General features: G+C 44.5%; 19 protein-coding genes and 1 pseudogene. 5 read left to right on the forward strand and 15 right to left on the reverse strand.

From position 1 onward, the window contains the following. Positions 1 to 196: 196 nt before the first annotated feature. From BGK61_RS14735 to BGK61_RS14750, 4 genes are all read right to left on the reverse strand, one after another. Positions 197 to 4,876, reverse strand: coding sequence for a FimV/HubP family polar landmark protein (locus BGK61_RS14735; RefSeq protein WP_076011731.1), 4,680 nt, complete (start codon positions 4,874 to 4,876; stop codon positions 197 to 199). 497 nt (positions 4,877 to 5,373) lie between these two features. Beyond that, positions 5,374 to 6,390, reverse strand: coding sequence for an aspartate-semialdehyde dehydrogenase (locus BGK61_RS14740; RefSeq protein WP_014979671.1), 1,017 nt, complete (start codon positions 6,388 to 6,390; stop codon positions 5,374 to 5,376). 29 nt (positions 6,391 to 6,419) lie between these two features. Continuing rightward, positions 6,420 to 7,622: a 4-phosphoerythronate dehydrogenase gene (locus tag BGK61_RS14745; RefSeq protein WP_076011732.1), complete on the reverse strand. Its 1,203-nt coding sequence runs from the start codon at positions 7,620 to 7,622 to the stop codon at positions 6,420 to 6,422. Between the two features lie 238 nt (positions 7,623 to 7,860). Continuing rightward, positions 7,861 to 8,616: a class II aldolase/adducin family protein gene (locus BGK61_RS14750; RefSeq protein WP_014998806.1), complete on the reverse strand. Its 756-nt coding sequence runs from the start codon at positions 8,614 to 8,616 to the stop codon at positions 7,861 to 7,863. A gap of 176 nt (positions 8,617 to 8,792) precedes the next feature. Here BGK61_RS14750 and BGK61_RS14755 point away from each other — a divergent pair, with 176 nt between their 5' ends. Beyond that, entirely contained in the window at positions 8,793 to 9,482 is a 690-nt protein-coding gene (locus BGK61_RS14755; RefSeq protein ID WP_014998807.1) for a Crp/Fnr family transcriptional regulator, read from the forward strand. Positions 9,483 to 9,523: 41 nt separating this feature from the next. Here BGK61_RS14755 and BGK61_RS14760 read toward each other — a convergent pair whose 3' ends face one another. From BGK61_RS14760 to BGK61_RS14775, 4 genes are all read right to left on the reverse strand, one after another. Further along, the gene (locus BGK61_RS14760) at positions 9,524 to 9,820 is read right to left on the reverse strand and encodes a type II toxin-antitoxin system RelE/ParE family toxin (RefSeq protein ID WP_014998808.1); all 297 of its coding nucleotides are present in this window, start codon (positions 9,818 to 9,820) and stop codon (positions 9,524 to 9,526) included. Then, positions 9,817 to 10,047, reverse strand: a complete 231-nt coding sequence (locus BGK61_RS14765; protein ID WP_012518842.1) for a type II toxin-antitoxin system ParD family antitoxin — start codon at positions 10,045 to 10,047, stop codon at positions 9,817 to 9,819. The genes BGK61_RS14760 and BGK61_RS14765 overlap by 4 nt, the downstream gene beginning before the upstream one ends. Positions 10,048 to 10,401: 354 nt before the next feature. Further along, positions 10,402 to 11,616 (reverse strand): beta-ketoacyl-ACP synthase I, encoded by a 1,215-nt coding sequence (gene fabB / locus BGK61_RS14770; RefSeq protein WP_014949953.1) that lies wholly within the window; start codon positions 11,614 to 11,616, stop codon positions 10,402 to 10,404. A gap of 293 nt (positions 11,617 to 11,909) precedes the next feature. After that, entirely contained in the window at positions 11,910 to 13,475 is a 1,566-nt protein-coding gene (locus BGK61_RS14775) for an AMP-binding protein (protein WP_076012416.1), read from the reverse strand. 268 nt (positions 13,476 to 13,743) lie between these two features. Between BGK61_RS14775 and mnmC the strand changes: the two genes are divergently transcribed. Beyond that, a complete protein-coding gene (gene mnmC, locus BGK61_RS14780) occupies positions 13,744 to 15,804 on the forward strand; it encodes a bifunctional tRNA (5-methylaminomethyl-2-thiouridine)(34)-methyltransferase MnmC2/FAD-dependent 5-carboxymethylaminomethyl-2-thiouridine(34) oxidoreductase MnmC1 (protein WP_076012415.1) in 2,061 nt (686 codons plus the stop codon). 124 nt (positions 15,805 to 15,928) lie between these two features. Here the strand turns inward: mnmC and BGK61_RS14785 are convergent, their stop codons facing one another. The 6 genes and pseudogenes from BGK61_RS14785 to BGK61_RS14810 all read right to left on the reverse strand — a co-directional run bounded on the left by BGK61_RS14785 (position 15,929) and on the right by BGK61_RS14810 (position 19,775). Continuing rightward, positions 15,929 to 16,654 carry a FlgO family outer membrane protein gene (locus BGK61_RS14785; RefSeq protein WP_076012414.1) on the reverse strand — a complete coding sequence of 242 codons (726 nt, stop codon included), beginning with the start codon at positions 16,652 to 16,654 and terminating at the stop codon, positions 15,929 to 15,931. A gap of 10 nt (positions 16,655 to 16,664) precedes the next feature. Next, positions 16,665 to 17,429 (reverse strand): FlgO family outer membrane protein, encoded by a 765-nt coding sequence (locus BGK61_RS14790; RefSeq protein ID WP_076012413.1) that lies wholly within the window; start codon positions 17,427 to 17,429, stop codon positions 16,665 to 16,667. Between the two features lie 4 nt (positions 17,430 to 17,433). Beyond that, positions 17,434 to 18,099, reverse strand: coding sequence for a FlgO family outer membrane protein (locus BGK61_RS14795; protein ID WP_014976894.1), 666 nt, complete (start codon positions 18,097 to 18,099; stop codon positions 17,434 to 17,436). Positions 18,100 to 18,497: 398 nt separating this feature from the next. Then, entirely contained in the window at positions 18,498 to 18,917 is a 420-nt protein-coding gene (locus tag BGK61_RS14800) for a GNAT family N-acetyltransferase (RefSeq protein ID WP_076012412.1), read from the reverse strand. Continuing rightward, a pseudogene (locus tag BGK61_RS14805) lies at positions 18,914 to 19,292 on the reverse strand (VOC family protein). The gene BGK61_RS14800 and the pseudogene BGK61_RS14805 overlap by 4 nt, the downstream one beginning before the upstream one ends. Before the next feature lie 45 nt (positions 19,293 to 19,337). Further along, on the reverse strand, positions 19,338 to 19,775 hold the full coding sequence (locus BGK61_RS14810) for a GNAT family N-acetyltransferase (RefSeq protein ID WP_076012411.1): 438 nt from the start codon (positions 19,773 to 19,775) through the stop codon (positions 19,338 to 19,340). 269 nt (positions 19,776 to 20,044) lie between these two features. Between BGK61_RS14810 and BGK61_RS14815 the strand changes: the two genes are divergently transcribed. From BGK61_RS14815 to BGK61_RS14825, 3 genes are all read left to right on the forward strand, one after another. Further along, entirely contained in the window at positions 20,045 to 20,755 is a 711-nt protein-coding gene (locus tag BGK61_RS14815; protein ID WP_076012410.1) for a hypothetical protein, read from the forward strand. 180 nt (positions 20,756 to 20,935) lie between these two features. Further along, positions 20,936 to 21,766, forward strand: coding sequence for a tetratricopeptide repeat protein (locus BGK61_RS14820; protein WP_076012409.1), 831 nt, complete (start codon positions 20,936 to 20,938; stop codon positions 21,764 to 21,766). Positions 21,767 to 22,038: 272 nt separating this feature from the next. Then, entirely contained in the window at positions 22,039 to 23,565 is a 1,527-nt protein-coding gene (locus BGK61_RS14825; RefSeq protein ID WP_076012408.1) for an ATP-binding cassette domain-containing protein, read from the forward strand. On the opposite strand, the gene BGK61_RS14830 is transcribed toward BGK61_RS14825, so the two are convergent. Further along, positions 23,562 to 24,869: a short-chain fatty acid transporter gene (locus tag BGK61_RS14830; RefSeq protein WP_076012407.1), complete on the reverse strand. Its 1,308-nt coding sequence runs from the start codon at positions 24,867 to 24,869 to the stop codon at positions 23,562 to 23,564. The two genes, BGK61_RS14825 and BGK61_RS14830, sit on opposite strands and share 4 nt — an antisense overlap. Between the last annotated feature and the right edge of the window lie 53 nt (positions 24,870 to 24,922).

Here is a 24,922-nt window from a genome sequence, read left to right on the forward strand (position 1 = left end):
TACCCCGTTTCTGAAAAGGCGCTAAGTGTAGTCATGTCGCTTGCAACATGCAATGCTGCTAATACGCAAAACCCTTTTCGCTCATAGAAAATGAATGTACATCGCCTAAAACAAAAACGGCCTGTATATCTTTTAAATATACAGGCCGTTCATTACGTCTAGCGAACAATCTATTATGCGTGTCCGTAAAGATTACTTAGGCAATATTCGCTAAAATCGCTGCTGCTTCCTGTTTTTGTTCTTCGCTACCCTCTTCCATCACTTCTTCAAGTAACTCTTTTGCAGCGTCTACATCGTCCATTTCAATATAAGCACGAGCCAAATCCAAGTTAGCGTTTTGTCCTGCGTCTTTATCTATGTCAATCACCGTGTCTTCATCAGATACACCTGTGAAGTCAGATAAACTCACATCAAGATCTAGTGCTTGGCTATCTGGGTCAATAGCATCTGCATCATCGCCATCGTCCATTAAAGCCTCCACATCAAGGAAGTCGTCTGGAGGCGTTTGAGCATCACTTTCCCCGTCGACATCACTAAGTAAGGCAGCGAGATCTAAATCAGGGTTATCGAGTTTAAGGTCATCCTCTTGAGCCTTTTCAGTCTCAGCGGATTGAGCGTCTTGTTCGTCCTCTTCAATTTCAGTTGGTGTGGCAATATCCAATTCCACATCATCTGGAATTTCAAGGTCGTCTAATGCAAGCTCCGAATCATCTTCTTCAAGGGCGAAAGTATCTTCGTCGTCTTCTTGCTCAGACTCATAAGCGCCATCTTCGTCTAGCTCAAAGGTTTCATCTTCTTCGTCTAGTTCAAACGTATCATCGCTTTCGTCGAATCCAAGGTTGTCGTCACTCTCTTCTAACTCGAATGTGGCTTCATCATCTTCCTGCTCAAGTTCGAAAGTATCTTCTTCACTGTCTGCCAAAGATTCTTCTGGCTCCTGACCGTCATCACTTTCGATTTCACTTGTATCGACTATGGTGTCTGACTCAAGACTTTGAAGAAGCTCATCGAATTCCGCACTGTCAAGATCGTCAAGAATCTCGTTGTCGTCTACATGGTCATCGTCACCGGAAGCAGACAACCAGTCGTCAAGACCTGGAACATCGTCAAGTTCGTTAAAGTCTTCTTTATTCTCATCTGAGTCGCGCTGGTTTGAATCAGCTGTTTCAGGTGAACTTGAATCTTCGTCAGCGTCAGATTTTGATAATAACTCTTCATCTTCATCTTCACCGTCTACTACGCCGTCAATTTCTTGCTCTAATTCAAAGCTTTCTATTTCGTCATAAGCAGCGTTTAGAAGGCTGTCGTCGTATTCATCGCTGTCTTCTGCTGAAGCATCTTCCGATTGCTCTGTTGGCGCCGAAGGCTTTTCCTGCGCTGAGGGCTCTTCTCCCGCTAAAGGCTCTTCCGTATCCATCTGACTGAACGAAGGGATATCATCCATCATTTGCCTTTCAAACGCTTCAATAGCGTCATCTAGTGGATCGTCTGACGTTTCCTCCGCTCTTTCTTCGGCGTCTTCATCGACGGTTTCGGGATCTGGCTCTACGTCAGTTTCTGGCTCTAGTTCTGTCTCGGCTTCAGGTTCTAGCTCTAGTTCATCTTCCAAGTCGGCTTCAGGTTCAACTTTTTCTTCTTGCTCTTGGTCTTGTTCTGTTTCAGCATCGAAATCCTGTTCTAAGTCAGGTTCAAGCTCAGGCTCAGCTTCGAATTCTAGCTCTGATTCCGGCGCTGGCTCAGACTCAAGTTCCGCTTCTAATTCAGGCTCAAACTCAGCGTCTTGTTCTGCTTCTACTTCAGTGCCAAATTCTGGCTCTGAATCTAGTTCTGACTCCGTTTCACCTACGGTTTCCGCCTCTAGCTCTAGTACATCTTCCAAGTCGGCTTCAGGTTCAGCTTTTTCTTCTGGTTCCTGGTCTTGTTCTGTTTCAGAATCGATATCCTCCTCTAATTCAGATTCAAGCTCAGGCTCAGCTTCAAACTCTAGCTCTGATTCCGGCTCAGGCTCAGACTCAAGTTCCGCTTCTAATTCAGGCTCAATCTCAGCGTCTTGTTCTGTTTCTACTTCAGTGGCAAATTCTGGCTCTGAATCTAGTTCTGACTCCGTTTCACCTTCGGCTTCCGCCTCTAGCTCTGCTTCATCTTCCGAGTCGGCTTCAGGCTCAGCTTCAGTTTCAGTTTCAACGTTATCTTCTGATTCCTGGTCTTGTTCTGTTTCAGAATCGATATCCTGTTCTAATTCAGATTCAAGCTCAGGCTCAGCTTCAAACTCTAGCTCTGATTCCGGCGCTGGCTCAGACTCAAGTTCCGCCTCTAATTCAGGCTCAATCTCAGCGTCTTGTTCTGCTTCTACTTCAGTGCCAAATTCTGGCTCTGGCTCAGACTCAAGTGCCACTTCACCTTCTGACTCAACCTCGACTTCAGATTCAAACTCTGCGTCTGTTTCATCATCAGGTTCTATTTCGGATTCAAGTTCAGAAAGTAGCTCGTCTGTCAGCAGATCTACATCTTCACTGCCTTTAGATTCTTCAGCTTCTAATTCAGCAAGCAGCTCGTCAGTTAGCGGGTCGCTAAAATCATCGTCGTTTTCTTCGCTTTCGGCATCACCAAGGTCCAAATCTTCATCATGAGGTTCGGGGCTAACTTCAGGCTCACCTTCCAATTCTGCTTCTAGCTCTGCAAGTAACTCGTCGGTAAACGGGTCGTCAAAGTCACCGTCTTCTTCACTATCAGAAGGTAATGCGCTTGGGTCATTTTCTTCAGCCTCGTCATCAGCCGAGTTATTTTCATCCTCTAAATGCTCTTGCTCTGCTGAGGTCAATTGATCCGCTGAGGGCATTTGATCCGCTGAGGGCTCTTCAGCAAGCTCATCTTCCGCCTGTAACTCTGCAATAAGCTCATCGGAAAGAGGGTCACTGAAGTCCGCGTTAGTTTCTATTTCGTCAGTGACAATTTCGTCCAAATCATCAGTAATGGCATCAAGACTCTGGATCGACTGCGGCGACGGCGAAGAAGTTGTTATTTCTTCTTCAATGTCATCTTCGTCTTCGTCATATTCGTCGCCTAGACCACCCATCATTTCGATTTGCTCAATTTCGTTTAGCAAATCGTCGGTGATTTTATCTATTTCTTTGTTTTGCTGATTAATCTCATCATCTAGCTTGCTCAGCATATCCTCATTGATAAGGTCATCGTTGCTATCTAGCTCATCAGTAAGGCCTGCATCAACGCCGTGTTCTTCTAGCAAATCGTCAATACTGATTTCAGGCTTATCGTCTTCATCTTCTACGCTCGGCAATGATGCAACACTTTCTAAACCGTCGTCTTCTTCGGTGTCAGGCAATGAATCAACCGAACTAGCAAGCAATGCGTCGATATCGTCTTCGTCAACATTTTCAGATTCTGCAGTTCCGTTAACCTCGGCAAGGATATCGTCAGGGTCTACGTCGCCCGACTCATCTAGCTCGTCACTTTCAGATTCTGTTGTTTCTTGGCTTTGAACATTATCGAGTAAGTCGTCGATGTCAAAATCGTCGTCATCTGCCGATGCAGGCTCTTCAGCAACCGCCGTCTCTGGCTCGCCCTCTTCAGCATCTTCATCAAAGATGTCGTCATCCCCCGAAAGGTCAAAGCCTTCAAGGTCGTCTGCGTCGTTTTCGTTTAATACTTTATCTGACAAGTCATCGTCGTCGAACAGGCTATCCAGTTCGCTTTGATCTAGTTCATCATCGCCTGCCTCAAACAAGTCATCACTGCCATCGTCTGGCACCAACATATCGTCCTCAAGGTCGGCGAAGGTTTCTAACTCATCATCTAGGCTTTCTTCTAAATCTGAGGTAAGTACGTCATCGAGCAAGTCGTCGTCATTAAATAAATCGTCATCTGATAACTCTGCTTTATCATCAAAATCGGATGCCAATGCGCTTGATAGATCGCCAATGTCAGAATCAGGTACCGGCACTTCATCATTATCAGCTGTAATCGTCGGGGCAGCTGCAGGCGCTTCTTCAGGCTTACTGTTGCGTTTGAGCAGCCACATGATAAGGCCACCAACCAACAATAGTGACAGAATTGCCGAGCCTATAATTAGACTCAAAGGGCTGGTAAGTGCGCTTAAAAACGAAGACTGCTTTTCTGCTTCGCGCTGCGCTTGCTCGGCCTTGATCATGTCGAGCAATTCTTGCTGAAGCGCCACTTGCATATCAAGCTGGCTCTTAACATCACCTTCGACTTGCCCACGCAAGGTTTCTAGCTCGCCATTAACAGCCTCAACACGCTCGTACAAGCGTCTGTTTTCGTTAAGAATCGCTTCAACATTTTCCAGTGAGGCTGCAAACTGCATACGCAGTTCGTCGAATTGTCTGGTTTGCTCCTGATCCAAGCGAGTGATTTTCTGCTCAATATCAGTTTGGGTTTGCGTCAAGTCTTGTTGATTGACTAAAGGAGATGCAGGCTTGATGTTTCTCACGCTACTGCCAGGTTTATTAAGCATTTCAGCAAATGCTCTATCATCCTGCTCAGCGCGCATCTGGGCTTTTTGCTTATCAATTCTGGCGATATACCGCTCTGATGGTAACTTTAATACCGCACCATCAACTAATAAATTTAAATTGCCGTTTTCGAATGCGTTTGGATTGAGCTCGTAAATAGCGGTCATAACCTGATATACACTCAGGTTATTGTTTTGGCGGTAACGCTCGGCAATACGCCATAGAGTATCGTTGGCGTCGATAGGGCCATATTCTAGGCCCGAATACTGATCAGTTGCGTCTTTGGGACCTTTTAAGAAGGTAGCGCGTTCTTGTGCATCTACAGTGATAATAGGGCCAGACAAACAAAGTGTTAGTAAAAGTAAGCCCGTCAAATGCAATTTCATAGCAGTCCTATATGCCCTCAAGCGTCTTTACCACCCGAGACGTATGGGCGGATTTTCTAGCCAATCAGTACGGAAGAAAATATTGGCTTTTATTTTTATTCTTAAGCCACCTTGAAACCATTAATAATCAAGCTAGCGTTTTACAGCCTTTATGAACTTAGCAGTAAGATTTATTTGCGCTTTTTAGAGTTCTTACCCTTCGCCTAAGTGTCTGACTGAGTATTGTTTTTAACGTTGTTCTATTCCTAACTTTACAAACTATAAACCAGTTATTGAGGGTGATCTAGTTAGACAGTAGTATTGAACCACTCTTATGCTCAAATTTTCGCTAAAAACCGTCATTCAGTAGCTTCGAGTGCTGTCTTTTTATCCCGTTGAACAGTGCTGCTTCATTGCAACAGGCATTGCCCTTTCATTGCGTATCGGCAAGCACAGAAAAATGTTTACCTTTTCCTGTGCTTATCCGATTAATCAGAGGCTGTGTCTCTGTAGAGCATTTACAAGTAGTCGCGAATAAGTGTCTCAGCAATTTGAATGCTGTTTGTCGCTGCACCTTTGCGAATGTTGTCTGACACCACCCACAAATTTAAACCACAAGGATGAGTAATATCATTCCTGATACGACCCACATGCACAATGTCGTTGCCGCTAGCACTGCTTACTTGCGTTGGGAATTGCTCATTACCGTCGTAAACTGTTACGCCTGGCGCATCGGCTAAAAGCTCTTTAACATGCTGCGCATCTATTGGCGAACGTGTTTCTAAGTGAATGGCTTCAGCATGGCCATAGAAAACCGGCACGCGCACAGCCGTCGCGTTTACCAAAATACTTTGATCGCCCATAATTTTTTGGGTTTCCCACAGCATTTTCATTTCTTCTTTGGTGTAATCGTTGTCTTGGAATACGTCGATTTGAGGGATAACGTTAAAGGCAATTTGGCGACTAAAAGATTCTGGCTTTACTTCACGTGCGTTTAGCAAACCTGCGGTTTGTTTAGCCAACTCTTCCATGGCTTCTTTACCGGCACCAGAAACTGACTGGTATGTGCACACGTTAATACGGTCAATACCAACCGCGTCTTGAATAGGCTTAAGTGCAACCAACATTTGAATGGTTGAGCAATTTGGGTTCGCAATAATGTTTCTATTGCGAAACTCTGCCAGTGCATGGGCGTTAACTTCTGGCACCACAAGTGGGATATCTGGCTCGTAACGAAACTCTGAAGTATTGTCGATAACAATACAGCCTTCCTCTGCCGCTAGAGGAGCAAATTTTGCAGAAATGCTGCCTCCGGCTGAGAAAAAGCCGAATTGCACTAATGACCAGTCGAAATCATCAGCATCTAATACTTCAATGTCTTCGCCTTTAAACGACACGGTACTACCTGCTGAACGTTTACTGGCAAGCGGATACAAACGGTTTACCGGAAAGTCTCGCTCTTCTAATAGTTCAATCATGGTTTGGCCCACTAAACCTGTGGCGCCAAGTACCGCTACGTCAAACGCTTGCGACATAATGCTTTATGCTCCTAATATTAAAATAACTAAACCAGACTTACATGAAAGCCCAGTTTGGTGAATGTGTCTTGGATTTGCTTACTGGTGTTTTTTGGCAAGTGTAACGCATAGGCGCTGCACTCGCGACGCACTCTGTATTGCTTGCGCAATGTAGAGAACGTATTTGCTATGTGTGTCTCTGGCGTTCCATTATGGCCTGACGCAAACGCGTTTCGCGTTATCTCATCGTCAATAGCTACATCATACACATTGTGGAATACGGCAATGAGATCATCGACAGACAACCGCGCCGCCTCTGGCGAATTTAACGCAGCTTTGATCGGGTTAGTTTTCTCTAAAAAGTCGCTAAGCACTTTGTCTGTGGCTTTGCCCACTACGTCACAAATTTGCTCGTAAATCATTTGCGTACCGCGCACTTTGCCTTCTACAGAGTGCCCCGCGATATGTGGTGTAACGAACCAAACATAGTCAAATAATGCTGTATTTATGGCAGGTTCATTGTCGAATACGTCGAGTACCACCGTTGGCGGTTTTTCCTCTTGAAGTACGCTAAGTAGTGCCACTTCATCAATAACCTCACCCCGGCATGCATTTATAAGCAGCTGGTTTGACGTTAATCCTTCCAGAAACGCTTCGTCTATCATCTGATATGTAGGATATTCGCCGCCTTTAATAAAAGGCACGTGAAGCGAGATAACATCGCACTTTGCTATTTGCGCTAAGTCTACAAATGACTGACCGATATGCTCCTTCTTACCTGATTTTGCTAGCGCTTGCTGTAGCGGTGGGTCATACAGACAGTGTTTAACGCCAATTGCCGTTAAAATTCTTGATAATGCAGTTCCCACATTACCAGCACCTGCTATTCCCACTGTCGCATTATATAAATCGAGCTTTTGGGCTTTTTGCGCGTGCAGCAAAACACTCAACACGTACTCGGCAACCGCTACGGCATTACAGCCTGCTGCACTGCTATGCATAATACCCACGCTATCTAAATGCGTTTTATCTAGATGATTGGTCCCCGCCGTTGCCGTAGTAACAAACTTGAGCTTGCTAGCGCTGGTCAGTAGTTCAGGGGTAACCTTGGTGGTAGAACGTAGCGCAAGAATATCTACATCGCGCAGCATTTCAGGCACAAGAGATTGCCATGCATAGGTTTCAACCTCACCTACGCTATTAAGGTAATCGGTGCCAAACGGAATGGTGTCTTCAAGAAGTATTTTCATGGCGCTAAGTGTACCTCAACTTAGGCTTTTAGTAACCCAGCGCCCTTGATTTATCTTGTCGGTGATTCGTTTAATTTACGTCATTTTGATGCACGTTTGGCCGCAACATTTAGAGACGACCGAAGTTCATACAATCTTTAAAAACGGGAACGCTTAAAGCAAAGCGCTTTAGCTCGCGTTTTTTTGTCCACTTCATCTGTTACGATCATCGTATTATATAACGTTAAACTTCACGCCGTTACTTGTCATATCCAGGGAAACGGCGTTCAACGCGTCGTTTAATACCCGGCCATGCTAACGAACCACCAGCCTGCCGGGTGACTTGATCGGCTTGTGTACGAATGCCATCTAGAATTGCAGAGTGAATTGGAATAAGCGGCTTGCCTGTGGCCTGCGCTTTTAACTGAATTTCACAGGCGCGCTGCATAATAAACATAAACAAGAATGCATCGGGAATATTGTCTGCACAGGTTAAAAGCCCGTGATTGCGCAAAATCATAAATTGGGTATCGCCAAGGTCGCGAACCAAACGTGCTTTTTCCTCTGGGTTTAGGGCCACGCCTTCGTAGGCATGATAGGAAATCGACGCCAGCGGAAAAAGCGACTGTTGCGAGTAAGGCTGCAGCCCTTCTTCTAAAATGGATACCGCCACACCTTCTGCTGTGTGCAAATGCAAGACACATTTTGCATCGTCTCTAGCCTCATGAACAGCGCTATGAATAGTAAAACCTGCTGGGTTAATGTCGTACTCACTTTCCATTACCTTGTTACCGTGAAGATCAACTTTAACCAAGCTTGATGCAGTAACTTCATCAAACATTAAACCGTAAGGATTGATCAAGAAATGATGATCAGGCCCAGGAACACGGGCAGAAATGTGAGTAAAAATAAGGTCGTCCCAACCATACATAGCAACTGCGCGGTAGCATGCGGCTAGGTCAACACGGGTTTGCCATTCTTCACTGCTAACTTTCGACTTTACTGAATCTGTCATAGCTTTACTCTTTTAACGTACAAATTAATTTCATTTGGGGCGGGTGTTCCCTAATTGAAAGGCTCGATACCTTGAGCGTTTCAATGAAACTTCCACTTACTTTCTCTTACCGCCTACATTACGCGCAGTAATTGCTATACACTGTCGGATATACGACATTGTAAGAAATTTGTTAAATGGAAAAGTTTAAACCTGTACTCGCTAGCTCTACTTGGTTTAGTGCGCTTCCACCCTATTTGCAGGAAGCCATGTTCGACAAGATGCGTCTAAAACACTTAAAAGCTGGGCAGCAACTGCATGCCAAAGGTGAAGAGGGTGTCGGTTTTTATGGCGTATGCGAAGGCCGTTTAAGAGTTGTCACTGTGGGCGTGGATGGTCGCGAAATGCTATTTGCGCTACTGGGCCCCGGCACCTGGTTTGGTGAGATATCGATGTTTGACGACCTCCCTCGTACTCACGACAACTTCTGCGAGACAAATTGCACGGTGGCGATTATTCAAAAGAGCGCGTTTAAAGCACTGCTTGAGCAATATCCTGAACTCTACCCGCATTTTACTCGCCTTTTATGCACGCGAGTGCGCAGCGCTTTTCAGTTTATTGACTCAAGCGCAGGGCTTAGCCTTAAGCACCAGCTGGTAAAACGGCTTTTAATGCTTACCACCAGTTACGGTCAGCATTTGCCCAAACACAACGCGATTACACTTACCCTTTCGCAAGAGTCTTTAGCGCAAATGATAAATAGCAGTAGGCAAACGGTGAACCAGTTATTAGGTGAACTTCAACAAGAAGGCTTGGTTAAACGGCATTACGGGAAAATCACTATTCCCGAGCCAGATACCTTGTTTAGTCGTTATCAGTTTATTTGACTTGGCACTTTCGCCACATTACTGGGCCTTCCCTTTATATTTCAATCGCATAGATGTATAGAGTATTTTATCTGTTGATGAAGTACCCTAATGACGAAAATGCCGTCATCGACTTTTTTATAGAAGACCATGTGCCTATGAACTGGCAGTTGAAAGTAAGTCTTTCTGATATCCTCAGCTGAAGTACCGATACTAGGGTTTTCCGCCAGAACAACTAGAGCTTCGTGTAGGGCAACAAGATAGGCTTCAGCTTGAGTTACGCCATGAATATTGGCTGAATAATCGTAAATCCCGGAGATATCTTCCTCTGCTTTATTAGAGAGGGTATATTTATTCATTCTGAGGCTCGAGTTTTCTTAGCTTGAATAATATCTAAAACATTCTTATCACTTTTACCACTCAATTCACCTTCTATGAGAGCTAAGCTAATTGCCTCTCGCTCACTCTGATTGCGACGCACTAAATCGCGAATATAATCACTAGCATTAGCAAATTTGCCAGTTTTTACTTGTTCATCAATCCACGTACGCATTTCGTCAGGAAGCGACACATTTAAAGTTGCCATTGTCTATTTCCGAATGTTCACCATTTGCAAATTATGGCAAACATTGACAAAGATTGCCAATTGAGTAATGAAAGTTAGGTTTTACCGATGACTCAGAGCACTTAGTTAAACAACAAATTTAGCGTCACTCGAAACATTGCGCTTAATAAAAGTTTGACATTCTGATTGACGGACAAAATACACAATTACAATCACTTAAGCGGCTGCTTCTGAAAACACAGGTTTTATTTAAAAAAACAGCAATAAAAAAAGGCGTAAACACAAGCACCCACGGTGCTCAGATTTACGCCCTTTTGTCTTCTTTGAAACTTCTTAACTGAAGCTAAAAAAGCTTACTGGTTCAAGCGGTTTTAATTAACCGTTATAACGCTGCATAACAAGCGTTGCGTTAGTGCCGCCGAAGCCAAAGCTGTTAGACATAATAGTGTTTAACGTTGCTTCACGTGCTTGGGTAACAATATCTAGCCCTTGTGCCGCGTCGTCCAGTGTGTCGATGTTAATTGATGGCGCAATAAAGTTATTCTCCATCATCAACAAGCTGTAAATAGCTTCGTTTACACCCGCAGCTCCTAGTGCGTGACCTGTCAGCGACTTGGTTGCACTAATTGGCACACCTGCTTGACCAAACACTTCTTGAATAGCGGCAAGTTCTTTCACGTCACCTACTGGCGTTGATGTGCCGTGAGTATTTAAGTAATCGATAGGCGCATCGATATTTTGCATTGCCATCTTCATACAGCGAATTGCGCCTTCACCCGACGGTGCAACCATGTCGAAACCGTCTGATGTAGCGCCGTAACCTACTACTTCGCCGTAGATTTTTGCGCCACGTGCAAGCGCGTGCTCAAGTTCTTCAACAACAACCATACCGCCGCCGCCAGAACTTACAAAGCCGTCGCGTGCTGCGTCATAAGTACGTGATGCCACAGCAGGATTGTCGTTATATTTAGAGCTTAGTGCGCCCATAGCGTCGAATTGGCTTGATAGTGACCAATGTAATTCTTCACCGCCACCGGCGAATACAACGTCTTGCTTACCAAGCTGAATAAGCTCTAGCGCATTACCAATACAGTGGGCACTAGTTGCACACGCAGAGGCAATTGAATAGTTCACGCCACGAATTTTAAACGGGGTCGCTAAGCAAGCCGATACCGTAGAAGCCATACAGCGGGGAACCATGTATGGACCAACACGCTTAACGCCTTTTTCGCGAAGAATATCAGCAGAAAGCACTTGGTTTTCAGAAGACGCGCCACCTGAGCCAGCAATAATACCTGTACGCTCGTTTGAAATGTCGCTTTCTTCTAAACCAGAGTCTGCTATGGCTTGTTGCATCGCTACGTATGCGTAGCCTGCCGCATCGCCCATAAAGCGCATAGCTTTACGGTCAATATGGTCTTTCAAATCGATGTCGATGTTGCCCCAAACTTGGCTGCGAAGGCCCATTTCGGCGAACTGTTCTGAAAATGTAATTCCAGACTTACCCGCTTTAAGTGAAGCAAGTACGTCTTCTTTATTTACGCCGATGCTTGATACGATACCAAGACCGGTGATAACTGCTCTTCTCATAGTTTACCCTTTGCGTTGTTGCGGCTTATGGTAACGATTTTGAATGGTAAAGTGGTCTGCTCTGCCAATTGCCATACTCAAATTTGCCAAACTTAAGCGTTGCATTACCTGTTTTAATTCTGGGCTTATGTGTATAAACAGGTAGTTTCCCACTTCCCTTCTTTTTCGTTTTTGCCGTCTTCGTCTAAGCTTTCTTGTTCAGAATATCTCCAATGTAGCACGAATGCACAGGGTCATGACCAGCGTTAATTTATACCTTCATAAAACCTTCAAAATAGCTCTAGCGGTTTCTTTTATTGACAAAAGTGAGCTCTAAGTTTGTTCTTAAATATTTTACCCGTATCTTCTCTGGGTAGAGCAGCGAGTATTTGTAACATTTTAGGCCACTTGAACCGCGCTAGTTTGCCATCTAAATACTCGTTTAGCGCATCAATTGAAAGCGCATTGTCGGGTGAGCATTGAACAGCCACCACAACTTTTTCACCAAACTCAGCATCAGGCACACCGAACACCGCACAGTCTGTAACCTCAGGCATTTCGATGATGACGCTTTCTATTTCAGCAGGAAATATATTGGCGCCACCTGAGATGATCATGTCTTTTTTCCTATCGCAAATATATAAGTAGCCATCTTCGTCCACATAACCCATATCACCTAATGTCGTGAATTCACCAACATGTAAGTCGCTTTGCGTGCCCGTAGTATTGGTATATTTGAATGGCGCGAACATGGAAAGGTACGCATATATAACGCCAACATCACCTACTTCGCACTCCTCTTTATCGTCGCTCAGTATTTTAATCGCGGCACCGGGAATGGGCTTACCCACAGAATTTGGCTTCTCTAATGCTTCTTGAGATGAAATTAGGGTCATAAAGCCCAATTCACTAGCGCCATAAGATTCATAGAAAATTGGACCAAACCAGTTAATCATTGCTTCTTTCACGTCGCTTGGCAGTGCGGACCCGGTTGATAAGGCAAATCGCAAGCTTGAAGTGTCGTATTTGCTTCTTATCGACTCGGGCAGTTTAAGTAGCCTCACCATCATGGTAGGAACAATGTAGGCGTGAGTCAGTTTAAACCGCTCTATGTCTTGTAAAAAGCGTTCGGGGTCGAATTGAGGCTCAATGTATACATCAATATTACCCGCTGCTAAACAGCAGAGCGTAAGCGCATGTGGCGCACTGTGATAAAGCGGTGCCGAGACAAAAAAGCGATCACCTATTGATAGCTGCATTAACGCTTCAGACAGCCCTTTAAATATTAAATAAGGGTCTGGCCGAGTTAGGTCTACATCTCGCTTAATACCTTTAGGTTTTCCAGTGCTGCCAGATGTGTAGGGAAACATGCCCTTAAAGCGCTTAGGCGGTTCATTGTGGCGCTTTGCGTTTGGGGCAGCTAATAGCGTATCAAGGCAAAGATACCGCTCCCCGATTTTCGGTTCCGTAGCCAATTCAGAATCATCTGTAAGATGATAGCGCTCTAAAATGTTTTCCGGCGTTTTAATCGTGTATATCGCAGACAAGGTGGGAACTTGTAATAACGTTTCGTGGACATTCTCACCCTTTAATAAATCGCGATGAGCGAATAGCACTTTAGCGCCACAGTCGTCTAAAATAGGCAAAAGTTCGGCAACGGGGCTGTGCCAATTAAGCAAAACATAGCGCGACCCCACATATCGGCATGCCTCTACTATTTCAAATATATCGACGTGGTTTCGCATAAGAATAGCTACCACATCGTTATCGCACACACCATGTTCAGCAAGTGCATGTGCGATGATACGTGCACGAGCATCCATTTCGTCTCTAGTGCGTTTGTAAATACTTTTGCCGCATTGATGGAACACGCTTGCCATATCTTCCCCCTGTACTCTTCGCAATATACCCACAATAAAATTAACAAAATTTTTACAATGAGATTTAAATAAACGCATTGTTTTTATTGATACATTGCTATTTACGTATGCAATGGGAAAATGCAGGCCCTGCTCACATGTAAACTTATGCAGAAAAACAAAGTGGTGGCAGGTAGAATACGCCACCAACTGTTACAGATTTAAATAACAAGAAAACGGGCTGATGTGTTGTTATCGCTCAGCCAAAACCACAGGAGAAAAATAAACAGTGAAATCTAAGCATGCACAGGTTCATTTTAATGAGAGCGGTACGCCTGTCGCCGACCATTTTGACGACGTTTATTTTTCTAACGACAGCGGAATTGATGAAACCCAACACGTTTTTGTTGCAGGCAACGACCTTGCTGAGCGCTGGCAACAGTGGCCCAACCCTACTTTTGTTATCGCCGAAACTGGTTTTGGAACTGGGCTGAACTTTTTGGTCGCCATGCGTTGTTTTAACGAATTTAGGGCAGCGAACCCTGATCATCCGCTAAAGCGCCTGTACTTTATTACCACGGAAAAGTTTCCACTGCCTCAACAGGATATGCAGCGTGCGCTAGAAGCTTTTCCAGCCCTTAAAGACGAAGCGCAAGCACTCGCCTCACTTTACCCCATGGGCCTTGAAGGTTGTCATCGCCTTCATTTTGATAACCATTCAACCACACTCGACTTGTGGATTGGTGATGTTCACGAACTTCTACCTCAGTGGCATTCCCCTGTAAATGGCCTCATCGATGCCTGGTTTTTAGATGGTTTTGCACCTAGCAAAAACCCTGATATGTGGACAGATGCTCTGTTTAGCCAAATGGCTCGCTTGTCAAAAACCGGAACTACCTTTGGAACCTTTACCGCCGCAGGCATCGTAAAACGTGGACTTGCTGGTGTGGGTTTTACCATAAAAAAACGCAACGGTTTTGGTCGTAAGCGCGACATGTTGACCGGCGTTTTTGACCAAGACAATGAGAATGTGCAGCATAAACTTCGCCTACCTGCTGGTCCCTATTACAGGTACGCGAACGACAGTTTAGATAAAACAAGTAAAGTCGCAGTGGTAGGCTCCGGCCTTGCAGCAGCTACGGCATGCCTGGCTTTAGTAAAACGCGGCATTAACACTACTTTGTATTTTAATGGTGACACCCTTGCAAGCGGCGCTTCTGGCAACCCGCAAGGCGGCTTTTACCCGCAGCTTCATAGCGAAGCAAGTATTGCCAGCCGCATTCAGGCGCACAGTTTTTTGTATGCTAGACAAGCCTACGACCACACTATTGAACATGTAAAAGCCTGTGGCCTAGCCGACGTTGCCCATGATTTCTGTGGTGTTATTCAACTAAGCTTTAACGACAAGGTAGCAGAACGCCAAAATAAACTGGCAGCAGCCGACGTTTGGCCTGAAGCTTTAATTAAGCCCGTAGACAGCAAAGAAGTGAGCGATATCGCTAACCTGCCCCTTCCCTATTCAGGCTTATACATTGGCCTCGGAGGTTGGCTTTCTCCTCCACAGCTAGTTACTGCCATGATTGAAGAAGCACTTCAAAGTGGCAAACTCACGCTGAAACCCAATCATACCTATGTATCTCATGAGGCAGTTGAGACAACAAAGCAGCGGGTGCGGATTCGTTTTAACTTAGGTAGCGCTGAGAGTGAAGAAGTTATTGCTGCCGATCACCTTATCCTTGCCCTTGGTGCAGGTGCGGTAAACGCTAGCGATTTTGACAGCCTATCCCTTCGCCCTGTTCGCGGACAGGTTGAAGCTATTCCCACCCAAATGCCAATTGAACAGCTTAACACTGTGTTGTGTCACAAAGGCTATATGACACCTGTATTCGAAGGTCGGCATGCGTTAGGTTCAACCTACGTTAAAAACGACTTAAGTACCGATGTACGAGGCGATGAAACTGAAATGAACCTCGCCACCCACGAACAGGCGCTGGCAAACACCGACATCGTGCAATCATTACAACATGACGGTAAAGCCAGAGCGGCTACGCGTTTAGGTTCACCCGACCACCAGCCTGTTGTCGGTGCACTACATAATTTTGACTCATTAAAAGAACACTACACTATGCTAGGCGTGGGCAAACCGTTGACTAGCGCGCCAGTGTTGCCAAGCAGCGTAGTTTCCACCCTTACTTGCTTAGGGTCACGAGGGTTAACCACCGCGCCTTTAATGGCAGAGGTCTTGGTGAGCAGTCTATGTAAGGAGCCGCTACCTTTAAGCAACGACCTGCTTAATGCTGTAAACACAAGCCGCTTTATGACTCGCGAAGCGATTAGAAGCCAGGGTTAATAAACGGAGAGATCTTTGTGAAAATTCTACTGTGCCTAGACACAAAAGATCGGATGTTTAGAGGTTTTCAAGCGAACATGAAAGGAGTTCGCTTTCGAAAACAGAGCGCAATGGAAGTAAATGGCTAGTTTACGCTAGCCATTTTATTTAAATCCATCACGATAAACGCAGGAATGTATACGTTGGCGCTTGCCACCACTTGTTTATTTTCCAACGACACAATACGGGCGTTTACCCGCACTCCTCTGTCATCTTCAATGATGGTGCCGGTTACAACATGGTCCATTTCAACCTGTTTAGCTAGCGCAGTACCATCTCGAGTAAGAACAAAATCGCCGACTGGCGTTACGGTAATGCCACCTGCAAGCTTAAAGTCGACAACCGCTAACCCAAAGTCTTGTAGCTCGGCTATTAAATACTCTGAAAGCTGATTGCCTAACACGGTGCTGTCGCTCAACGACTGATTAAGCCTCACAAAACTCGCCACACCCACCATATCTTGCTGCGTAAGACGGGTTGCATTGTCCATTAACTCCATCGCAAGTTGCGAGGCGTAATCATTTAAGCGCTTGTGCGTTTGTGAAGGTGAATAGCCATGGTGTAGTGGGTCTTTATAGCCGGGTTCGACTTCCACGTGCTGTTGATATTGTCTATCGCGAGAATCTGGTGTGTACTCCAGCCCTGAACGGCTTGGTACAGGTACTGGCTCGGCGTGATGAGTAATTTCACCGTCTTCGCCTAACCAAAACGAGCCCATAGACTCCGTGCTAGTGCACCCTGTCATACAAACACTCAGCATTACGCCAACGGCTACCCAACTGCTTGGCAAAAGCTTCTTTGTAAGCACCATACTGAAACTCCTAGCCGCGACTTAGCTTAACGCCATCGCGCATACCGTTTTGCTGGCTACCATCACTTGGAATAAGTGCATCCACCACGTAGAACGGCACTAACATTTGCGCAGTTGCCACCACTGCGCGCGACTCCATGCCTAAAATACGGGCGTTAACTAACACGCCACCCTGGTGCTTGGTCATCGTTCCGGTTAACACGTATTCAATAGGAAGGCTGCTGCTCAATTCCAAATAGTCTCGGCTTAATACAAAATCGCCATCGTCAGTAATGCGAATATACTCGGTGGCTTTGAAGTCGATAACCGGCACGCGGAATTTATGCAGTTCGTGAACAAAAGATTCCGCCATCTGACGACCAAGCAAATCTGTTTTCTGCAAGTCAGTATCTAGCAATGCAAAATGGGTTACACCAATAGGTGTTTTGTTATTCACATATTCCATATTGGCAATTAAGTCTTGCGCCATATTCTTCACATAGTCGCCAATATGTTTGGTTAGAGGTCGACCTTTGTACGCGCCCTGTACGCTCGAATACAAAGGAGGTTGACCGATAGCGCCGTACGCGTCCATACCCTGAGACTGGGTATCACTGGTATTTTCAACTGGCTTTGAGGGAGCGCGGTCGGCGGCAGTAATATCAATCACATTTATGGCCGGGCGCTGAGGCGCTTGTTCGGCTACCTCTTCTTCCCCCATCATCATAGAGCACCCGCTAATGCTTAGCAGTGAAGCACAAAGCGAAAGCGCCGCGTATTGATTTCGTCTTTTCATGGGGTTACCTCGTACCTTCAGTTCTGTATAACTTGCCGTTTCTGGTGGTTACTTGTTCTTCGCGCCAAAACAGTTCGGCAGGGAAAAAGCGTGTTGCTGCAGCGACAATGTTTTTATTTCTAGCGTTGATAATTCGAGCGTTAACCACCGCACCTGACTCTTGATACACCATGGTGCCGGTAATATAAAAATCGACGCGCTCAATGTTGGAAAGCTGGTCGATATCGCGGGTTAATACTCTGTCGCTTTCGTTACTAACAATTATATCGTTCGAAAGCTTAAATTCTTGAGTAGAAAAGCCTCTTTTCGTGGCCTCAGTAATCATTCCCTGTTCAAGTTGATGGCCCAACAACATTAGCGGATGTTGGTGATCGGCACTGTATTTCATAGTATCGGCAGGTACAAAGCCAACTACCGCATAGCGAGACTGACGTGCTGGACCCACATCAGCAAAAAGTTCGTTCGCCAACATATAGGTGTGGTATTCCACATTACCCAACGCCGATACGTCGCTGGCATCGGTTTGCGCAAATTGACTCTTAGGTTCGTCAGATGAAGAGCAACCAGAGAGTAAGCCCAAGAGAAGCGCGGTATATGCCAAGGCTTTCGCGACCAAGCGACCATTTTCTGTCAGCAAAGCGTGAGAGACAGGTTTTGTCATACTTTTCATTACACGTGTCCAGTGAAAAACGTCAAATTTCTATCGGAAAGAAGCAAAAACTCATCGAAAAACAGTGATCAGCTACTACGCAAACCGACATTTTCAGTGTCTTTAAACAGGCTTCTGCAAAATTCACACCAAAGAGAGGCTACAAGCTGCATTGAAGGTTACATTGATAAAATTGCTGATAACCAAGTGACGTAAAGCGCCTAGTTTAAGGAGATATACCTTTCTCAGTGTTAAAAGAAACTGATGTTTATCGTCAGGCCGTACATGAAAAGCGGAGGCGACTTGCCGCCTTAGGACAGAAAGCTGCCGATAATTAAATAGGCAATAATCACAATGCCAAGTGGTCAAAAAAACTTGAGAACTCCCGGGACTCTCATGCCACGTTAATGACCAAGTAGCTAAATAAACCTACACATGCCTAAACCTAAGCTCTGACCATCGCGAGGTTTAAAGCCAAACTTAAGATAAAAGCTCTCTTTACCGTGCGCAGCCAACAAGCCAATGGTTGCGCCAGGTGCGCAGCAAGATTCCAAATGTGCAATCAACGTGTTCATTATTTTCGATCCCAAGCCTTTATTCTGATGTTCTGGATGAATAATGACGTCTTGAATATAAAAATACATTGCGCCATCGCCAATCACCCGACCACAGCCTACAAGGTTTTTTCCGAGGTAAATTGTTGCCCAAAACAACGAGGCATCAATACTTTTTTGAACAACCGATAGACACGGGTTACTCCATCCAATCAATTTTCTTAAACTGGCAAAGTCTTCAACTGACGGAGGGCTTTCTTTAATGGTGTAATTCGTATGCATCATTCGCCATTCCGCCCCTCTTTCTCGCAAAAGCTAGCTACCTAATTCGGTAATGTGAAGTAGTTCGCCCGACGGGCCCCACAGATAGAAAACACTTCCCCAATGTTGTTGCTCAATTGATGAAATTTTCGTTTTATGTAACGAGCGTGAGCACAAATCAAAAGCGTCCTGAATGTCTGCTACACATATTTGTAGCATAAAGTTATTCGCCAATTCAGGATTATAAAAGCGCTGAAGAAAGAAGAGACAATCACCATTTTCAAACAGTGTTAGGTCTTCATTTACGTATTCTGCATTAAATCCAATCTCAGAATAAAATGCTTTAGAAATGTCGTAGTTTTTGCTTGGAATAAAAGTCTTAATATCTATGACGTCCATATCTCGAGATCCCTCGCATTTCGCTGCTTTAAATTTAAATCGTGGCTAAATGGCAATAACAGCAAGCATGTCTTCGCCATCTTCATCTAACCCCACCTCTTCGAAACCAAAGCTTGAATAGAAGGCTTTGGCAACAGGATTCTTGGGGTTATAGCATATCTCTATTTGTTTAAGTTCAGAAGTTTGCTTTATAAGCGTGATAGCTTGAGATAAAGCAACTCTGCCAATTCCGTTATTCTGATAGCTCTCATCAATCATAAAGCGCCAAATGGACACCTTAGTAGACGTTTCCTGAACCCACATCAAGAACCCTACGGGGTGGTCGTTGCAATAAATGGCTTTGCAGGTGTGGTTATCATTGTAAAAAGACTCAACCAGCGACCACATATTGCACGCAACAAACGCTTGCTGATTTTCCGCTACATCCAAGTCACAAACCTGCTCATAGTTAGATTTGTTTATTTCTTCCAGTGAAATTTTCATCCTGTTTTCTTTTTCCGGTTAATTATTAAGAACAAATAGATAATTGTGGCTGTATTGGTAATTTAAACTTTCTTATCAGCAATTGAGGTAAGTAATTTCGTTATTCATTGTGATATGTTGATCTTGGTTCGAGTTTTAATCTTTATAGTATAGTGACACGCTATAAAGGAACTGTTGGTTAGGAGCATACGGAATAGCGCTTTTGACAGAGGTAATCTTCCCCACAACAAGCACAACATCTTTCAGTTATTGAAATAAGGATATTTATATTGAAAAAACTCTCTTTTGTTTTGACCGCCGTATTATTCACTACTGTGGGTTACTCAATCGGCTCGTTAACTAGCAAGCCGCTTATTCAGAAAACAGACCATACAACTAACCGGATCAATACAGCAGTTCCCCTCGCGGATAAGTCAGGTTCACCTTCGTATCAAGCACTGACTTCAGCGGAAGAACTTATGGTGACGAAAATTGATACTGACGCTGAGCTAAAAAATGAAAAGCTAACTAGTAATGAAACCAAGGTTCACGCTTTAATTGAACCAGAAGAACCCATTGACGATACAAGTCACATTTTAGAGGTTAATAACGACGTGGCCACATTAGACACTAAGCGTTTAGGTTCTTTAACTATTCCAGAATTAAAGAGCCTAGTAGAGGCAATAAAGTTCGCCCCCAAAACCGGTGAGACTCTTTCAATAGAGAACGAATTGCAAGGTTCACTGTACAACAAGCTAGAAAAGCAAGACGTAGCACTGTATCGAGAGGCCGTTTGTAATAACGACCTTTGTGCAATAGAGGTGGCGTCAGATGACTCGGAAATATTAAATAGCCTAGTAGATGACTTAATGTTTGATGCAGACATTTCCGCCAGCATGCAAGGAGGCTTTGTTAGGCTATACAGTGAAGATAATCAACACTTTGCTACATTTCTTGGCGTCAGAAAAGATAAGGCATCAACTGTAAGAATCGCCAACTGAATTTGTTTCCTAGCAGCTGACTTACCCTCTTTATACTTAAAGTAAGAGTCTGCCCCATAGTATCTAAATAACTGAGCTAACGTCATTTTTGTTGCCGTTAAAGTATTGTTGACCAAACAGGGCAACAAGTCTAAGGTAATGATAGTGTTTATAAATCAGGCAGAATAAGGATATCAAACAATGCGCAAACACTTTTTGTTCTTACTTTCGGTTCTAGCAATTCCACAGGTTAACGCCGCATCAATTTCTTACTTCCCTTGTGCAGAGCAGGAATGTGTTCAACGCTTCAAGGATATTAAAGTAAGCGCTCGCAAGCACATAAACGCAAATATTATATTGGGGGATATGTACCTTAATGGTTACGGAACCGACGAAAGTAAAAGCAAAGCATTGAAAGCCTTTAAGAAAGCCGGTAGCTGGGGCTCTGTAGAAGGAAATTATAAAGCAGGACTATTAATTATCTCTGACGACAGCCTAGCTGATAAAGAAAAAGGCTTATACTTCCTTAGGGATTCAGCCAAGAGTGGCCACAAAAACGCGGTTTATTTTATGGCTGAGATCTTGTCCAACTCAAGCTATGGTATACAAAATCTAGAGCAAGCTAACTTTTGGTTAGCTAAAGCAGCTGAGCAGCGCCATGAGCAGGTTCCTAAAATAATTGCTAGATTAAAGTCGGAGCAAAAGTTCAACGAACAAAACTTCCCACAAACGGTAGTGGTGCTCGAAGAATTAACAGCCGAAAGTCCTGATGAACAAGCCCCACTTGGCTACCCTGCGGGAGCATTAACTCCAAATGGGGACGAGATTGAAGTCGTTACTGTTCAAACACCCAAACTTGGCGACCTCATTGATACAGGTATCGAATACTATCAAAGTGCACCAATCTCCATCACTAAAAACACCACGGGCACAAGAATCAAGGGCCGTAGTTGTCAAGATGAAGCCAACGCATGCTCTGACATCCCCACTGACCAATTCATACGCTATTACTGGCAATTTCTTATGGATTAGTCTTATATCAGCTTCATATGCGGGTTAGGAAAAACCTTTTCCTAACCCAGAGCTTCAAACGTTGCTCTCCACAGCAACGAAATAAGAGAAATGATAGAAAATCTGTCTGACTACATCACTCATTTCGAAATTTCTCAGTTTTACCCTGCTCACAATTTGATTCCCTTAACTGGCCATTGAACGTGGCGCTAACTTTATAAGACACACTTACCAGCTGGTTCAGGCTTCATAAAGTCTTATTCACCATTGACACATAAATAGAAAACCTCACAATGGTTCTATCTCATATTTATTCGCGATCATTAATGCTGTACCTTTCCGAATGTAAAATAAAGCTTTCTAATCAATATATTACTCCTGCATTTTCGCTTTCGCTCTGTACTGAAAGCGCACCGTCGCACTTCCTTATTGCAGGCAGAAACAGTAGCGGGAAGTCACTCTTAATTTCCGCACTTGCCGGTAACAGAAAAGTAGCAAGCGGTAGTCGTGAGTGTAGTTCGGTTATTGCAGAGGTATCGGTATTTAAACAGCAAGCGATAATTGAAGAAGAAAAACAAAAAGACAGTGCGGATATTTTAGACGTAATAGCTGAGCCAACACAGGTTCGCGAACTATTCGCACAGACTAATGAGGATTATCAAAACCACCCTTATTACGACGAACTCGCCTCTGCGCTTAGAATTGAGCATTTGCTAGATAATGCGTTTCTTTCACTTTCAACAGGTGAAACCCGCAAGATTATTATCATGTTGGCATGGTTAAATAATGCCTCTATTATTTTGCTTGATGAACCCTTCGAAGGTTTAGATGTTGAAGCGATAGGCGCATTTAGTCGCTTTCTTGTTTCTCAGCAGCAGGCTTCTTTAGTACTTACCGCCAACAAGCTCGCAGATATTCCCAAGAATATGCAAGCCCAGTTGATTGTCATGGATGACTTGGCCATTACGTGGAAATCTGAAGATAAACTTAACTATGACGATTTGCGCTCAGAATTAAGCACCTGGTTTGCACTAGAGTCTGATGATATAGACGTTCCCCCGGCCCTTAACGCTAAAGACAAACATAGCGATGACCTCAACCGCAATGACCAAAGCCTCAATGAGCAAAACAGTGAGTTAGATTCATTGCCTCATACCTTAATTCAGCTTAAAGATGGGTTCGTGCGTTTCGATGAGCGAACCGTATTTGAAAAGCTTAATTTTACGCTCAACAAAAATGAGCATTGGCAGATCACTGGTCCAAATGGGTCAGGCAAAACCTGTTTGCTTCAAATGTTTACCGGTGATAATTCCCACTGTTATACCAACGATTTAACTATGTTTGGCATAAAACGTGGCACGGGCGAGAGCATATGGGACATTAAAAAGCACATTGGTATTATGTCTAACGCGCTCCACATGCAGTACAAAGTGAATGCAAGTGTAGAGCACGTTATCATTTCAGGCTTTCACGACAGTATTGGTTTGTACACCCGCCCCACGCTAGCGGAGCGCGTGGTGGCAGAGCAGTGGCTTGAAGTTCTGGGTTTGAAACAGAAAAAGAACACGCCGTTTCAGTCACTGTCTTTTGGTGACCAGCGATTAGTACTTATTGCACGTTCTATGGTTAAGCACCCCGCCGTGCTTATTTTAGATGAGCCCTGCAATGGCTTAGACGACTTCAACCGACAAAAAGCGCTTAAGCTCATTGATATTCTCGCTAATGCCGGCACCAGTACCATATTGTACGTGAATCATAACGTTGAAGAACGTATTCCAAGCATCCACCACACGTTAAATATGCAGGACTACAACGTTTAAAAATAGCGCAGCACTAGCGAGATAATAACGCCGGTTACGATAAGTTGAACTAAGCAAAAACCCATAATATCTTTCGCTTTAAGCCCTGCTATAGCGAGTACCGGCAGCGCCCAAAACGGCTGAATGAGGTTCGTCCATGCATCTCCCCATGCCACCGCCATAGCGACTCTGTTTACTTGGGCGCCTAGTTCAGCGGCAGCAGGTAGCACAACTGGGGCTTGCACTGCCCACTGGCCTCCTCCTGAAGGCACAAAGATGTTAACAATACCTGCACTGATGAAACTCCATACGGGCAGTGACTCAGCCGATGCAAAACTAATGAGCCATTCTGACATCGTTTGTGCCAACCCTGATTGTACCATTACGGCCATAATGCCCGCATAGAACGGAAACTGGATCACAATTCCACTGCCGCCTTGAACGGCTTGCTGCAGGCTGTGCAGCAAATTTCGTGGCGTGCCGTGAAGCACAATTGCAAGAAAAAGAAACAGTGTATTAACGACATTTAGATTTAGTCCGCCACCTGCAACAAAATAGTTTGTGAGGTAAGCAAGTCCAGCAAATCCAACCAATAAACCTAGAGCTTTACTGTTTTCTAGCTTGTCTGCAGGTCGCTCATTCGTTGTCGACAGTAAGGTATCGTCTTGTAATTTAGCCCTATCTACAATAATGCTTTCAGAGGATGGCGGAAGCATCAATCGGTTAACAAGAGGAATTACCACAAACATAATTGCCAGTAAAAGTAAGTTGAAGCCACTAAAAATAGTGTCGCCGGTGCCTATCACGCCTATCTGTGCCTCTGAAAAGTGCCCTGGCGTTGCGATGGTTAGCGGCACAGACCCCGCCAAACCGCCATGCCATACCACAAAACCTGAGTACGCGCTTGCCACTAATAACCGATAATCAACCGAAACTTTTCTAGCGAGTGCCTTTGCGAACAATGCGCCCACTACAAGACCAAAGCCCCAGTTTATCCAGCTTGCCACTAATGAAACCAAGGTCACCAACACAATAGCGCTTCCTGCGCTTTTCGCCAGACTCGCCAACCTTTCCAGCAACGTCTTAACCAAGGGTGTGCAAGCCAATATAAACCCGGTTACCAGCACCAAGAGCATTTGCATTGAAAATGTGAGAAGGCCCCAAAAGCCGTCTCCCCACTGCTGTATTGTGGTTAATGGCGTTTGGTTTTGAATGACTACTGCTAAAACAAACGTAACAAGGGTCAGTAATAGAACAAAAATATAGGGATCAGGAAGATATCGCTCGACGAGTTTTACGAAGGGTTTTGATGCTCGATTTAGCATTAACGCTCTCACAACTTGTTAAAAACTTGTTGCATATTAACGCGTTTTCTTTC

Source organism: Alteromonas abrolhosensis, from assembly GCF_001953635.1.
GTDB classification, from domain to species: domain Bacteria; phylum Pseudomonadota; class Gammaproteobacteria; order Enterobacterales; family Alteromonadaceae; genus Alteromonas; species Alteromonas abrolhosensis.

Excerpts from the sequence above, each read along its gene's own strand:
- BGK61_RS14775 (WP_076012416.1), bottom strand. The coding sequence starts at position 13,475 with ATGGCAAGCGTGTTCCATCAATGCGGCAAAAGTATTTACAAACGCACT.
- BGK61_RS14810 (WP_076012411.1), bottom strand. The coding sequence starts at position 19,775 with ATGAAAATTTCACTGGAAGAAATAAACAAATCTAACTATGAGCAGGTT.
- BGK61_RS14795 (WP_014976894.1), bottom strand. The coding sequence starts at position 18,099 with ATGAAAAGTATGACAAAACCTGTCTCTCACGCTTTGCTGACAGAAAAT.
- BGK61_RS14830 (WP_076012407.1), bottom strand. The coding sequence starts at position 24,869 with ATGCTAAATCGAGCATCAAAACCCTTCGTAAAACTCGTCGAGCGATAT.
- BGK61_RS14765 (WP_012518842.1), bottom strand. The coding sequence starts at position 10,047 with ATGGCAACTTTAAATGTGTCGCTTCCTGACGAAATGCGTACGTGGATT.
- BGK61_RS14825 (WP_076012408.1), top strand. The coding sequence starts at position 22,039 with ATGGTTCTATCTCATATTTATTCGCGATCATTAATGCTGTACCTTTCC.
- BGK61_RS14745 (WP_076011732.1), bottom strand. The coding sequence starts at position 7,622 with ATGAAAATACTTCTTGAAGACACCATTCCGTTTGGCACCGATTACCTT.
- BGK61_RS14820 (WP_076012409.1), top strand. The coding sequence starts at position 20,936 with ATGCGCAAACACTTTTTGTTCTTACTTTCGGTTCTAGCAATTCCACAG.
- BGK61_RS14735 (WP_076011731.1), bottom strand. The coding sequence starts at position 4,876 with ATGAAATTGCATTTGACGGGCTTACTTTTACTAACACTTTGTTTGTCT.
- BGK61_RS14755 (WP_014998807.1), top strand. The coding sequence starts at position 8,793 with ATGGAAAAGTTTAAACCTGTACTCGCTAGCTCTACTTGGTTTAGTGCG.
- BGK61_RS14800 (WP_076012412.1), bottom strand. The coding sequence starts at position 18,917 with ATGATGCATACGAATTACACCATTAAAGAAAGCCCTCCGTCAGTTGAA.
- BGK61_RS14790 (WP_076012413.1), bottom strand. The coding sequence starts at position 17,429 with ATGAAAAGACGAAATCAATACGCGGCGCTTTCGCTTTGTGCTTCACTG.
- BGK61_RS14740 (WP_014979671.1), bottom strand. The coding sequence starts at position 6,390 with ATGTCGCAAGCGTTTGACGTAGCGGTACTTGGCGCCACAGGTTTAGTG.
- BGK61_RS14750 (WP_014998806.1), bottom strand. The coding sequence starts at position 8,616 with ATGACAGATTCAGTAAAGTCGAAAGTTAGCAGTGAAGAATGGCAAACC.
- BGK61_RS14760 (WP_014998808.1), bottom strand. The coding sequence starts at position 9,820 with ATGAATAAATATACCCTCTCTAATAAAGCAGAGGAAGATATCTCCGGG.
- fabB (WP_014949953.1), bottom strand. The coding sequence starts at position 11,616 with ATGAGAAGAGCAGTTATCACCGGTCTTGGTATCGTATCAAGCATCGGC.
- BGK61_RS14785 (WP_076012414.1), bottom strand. The coding sequence starts at position 16,654 with ATGGTGCTTACAAAGAAGCTTTTGCCAAGCAGTTGGGTAGCCGTTGGC.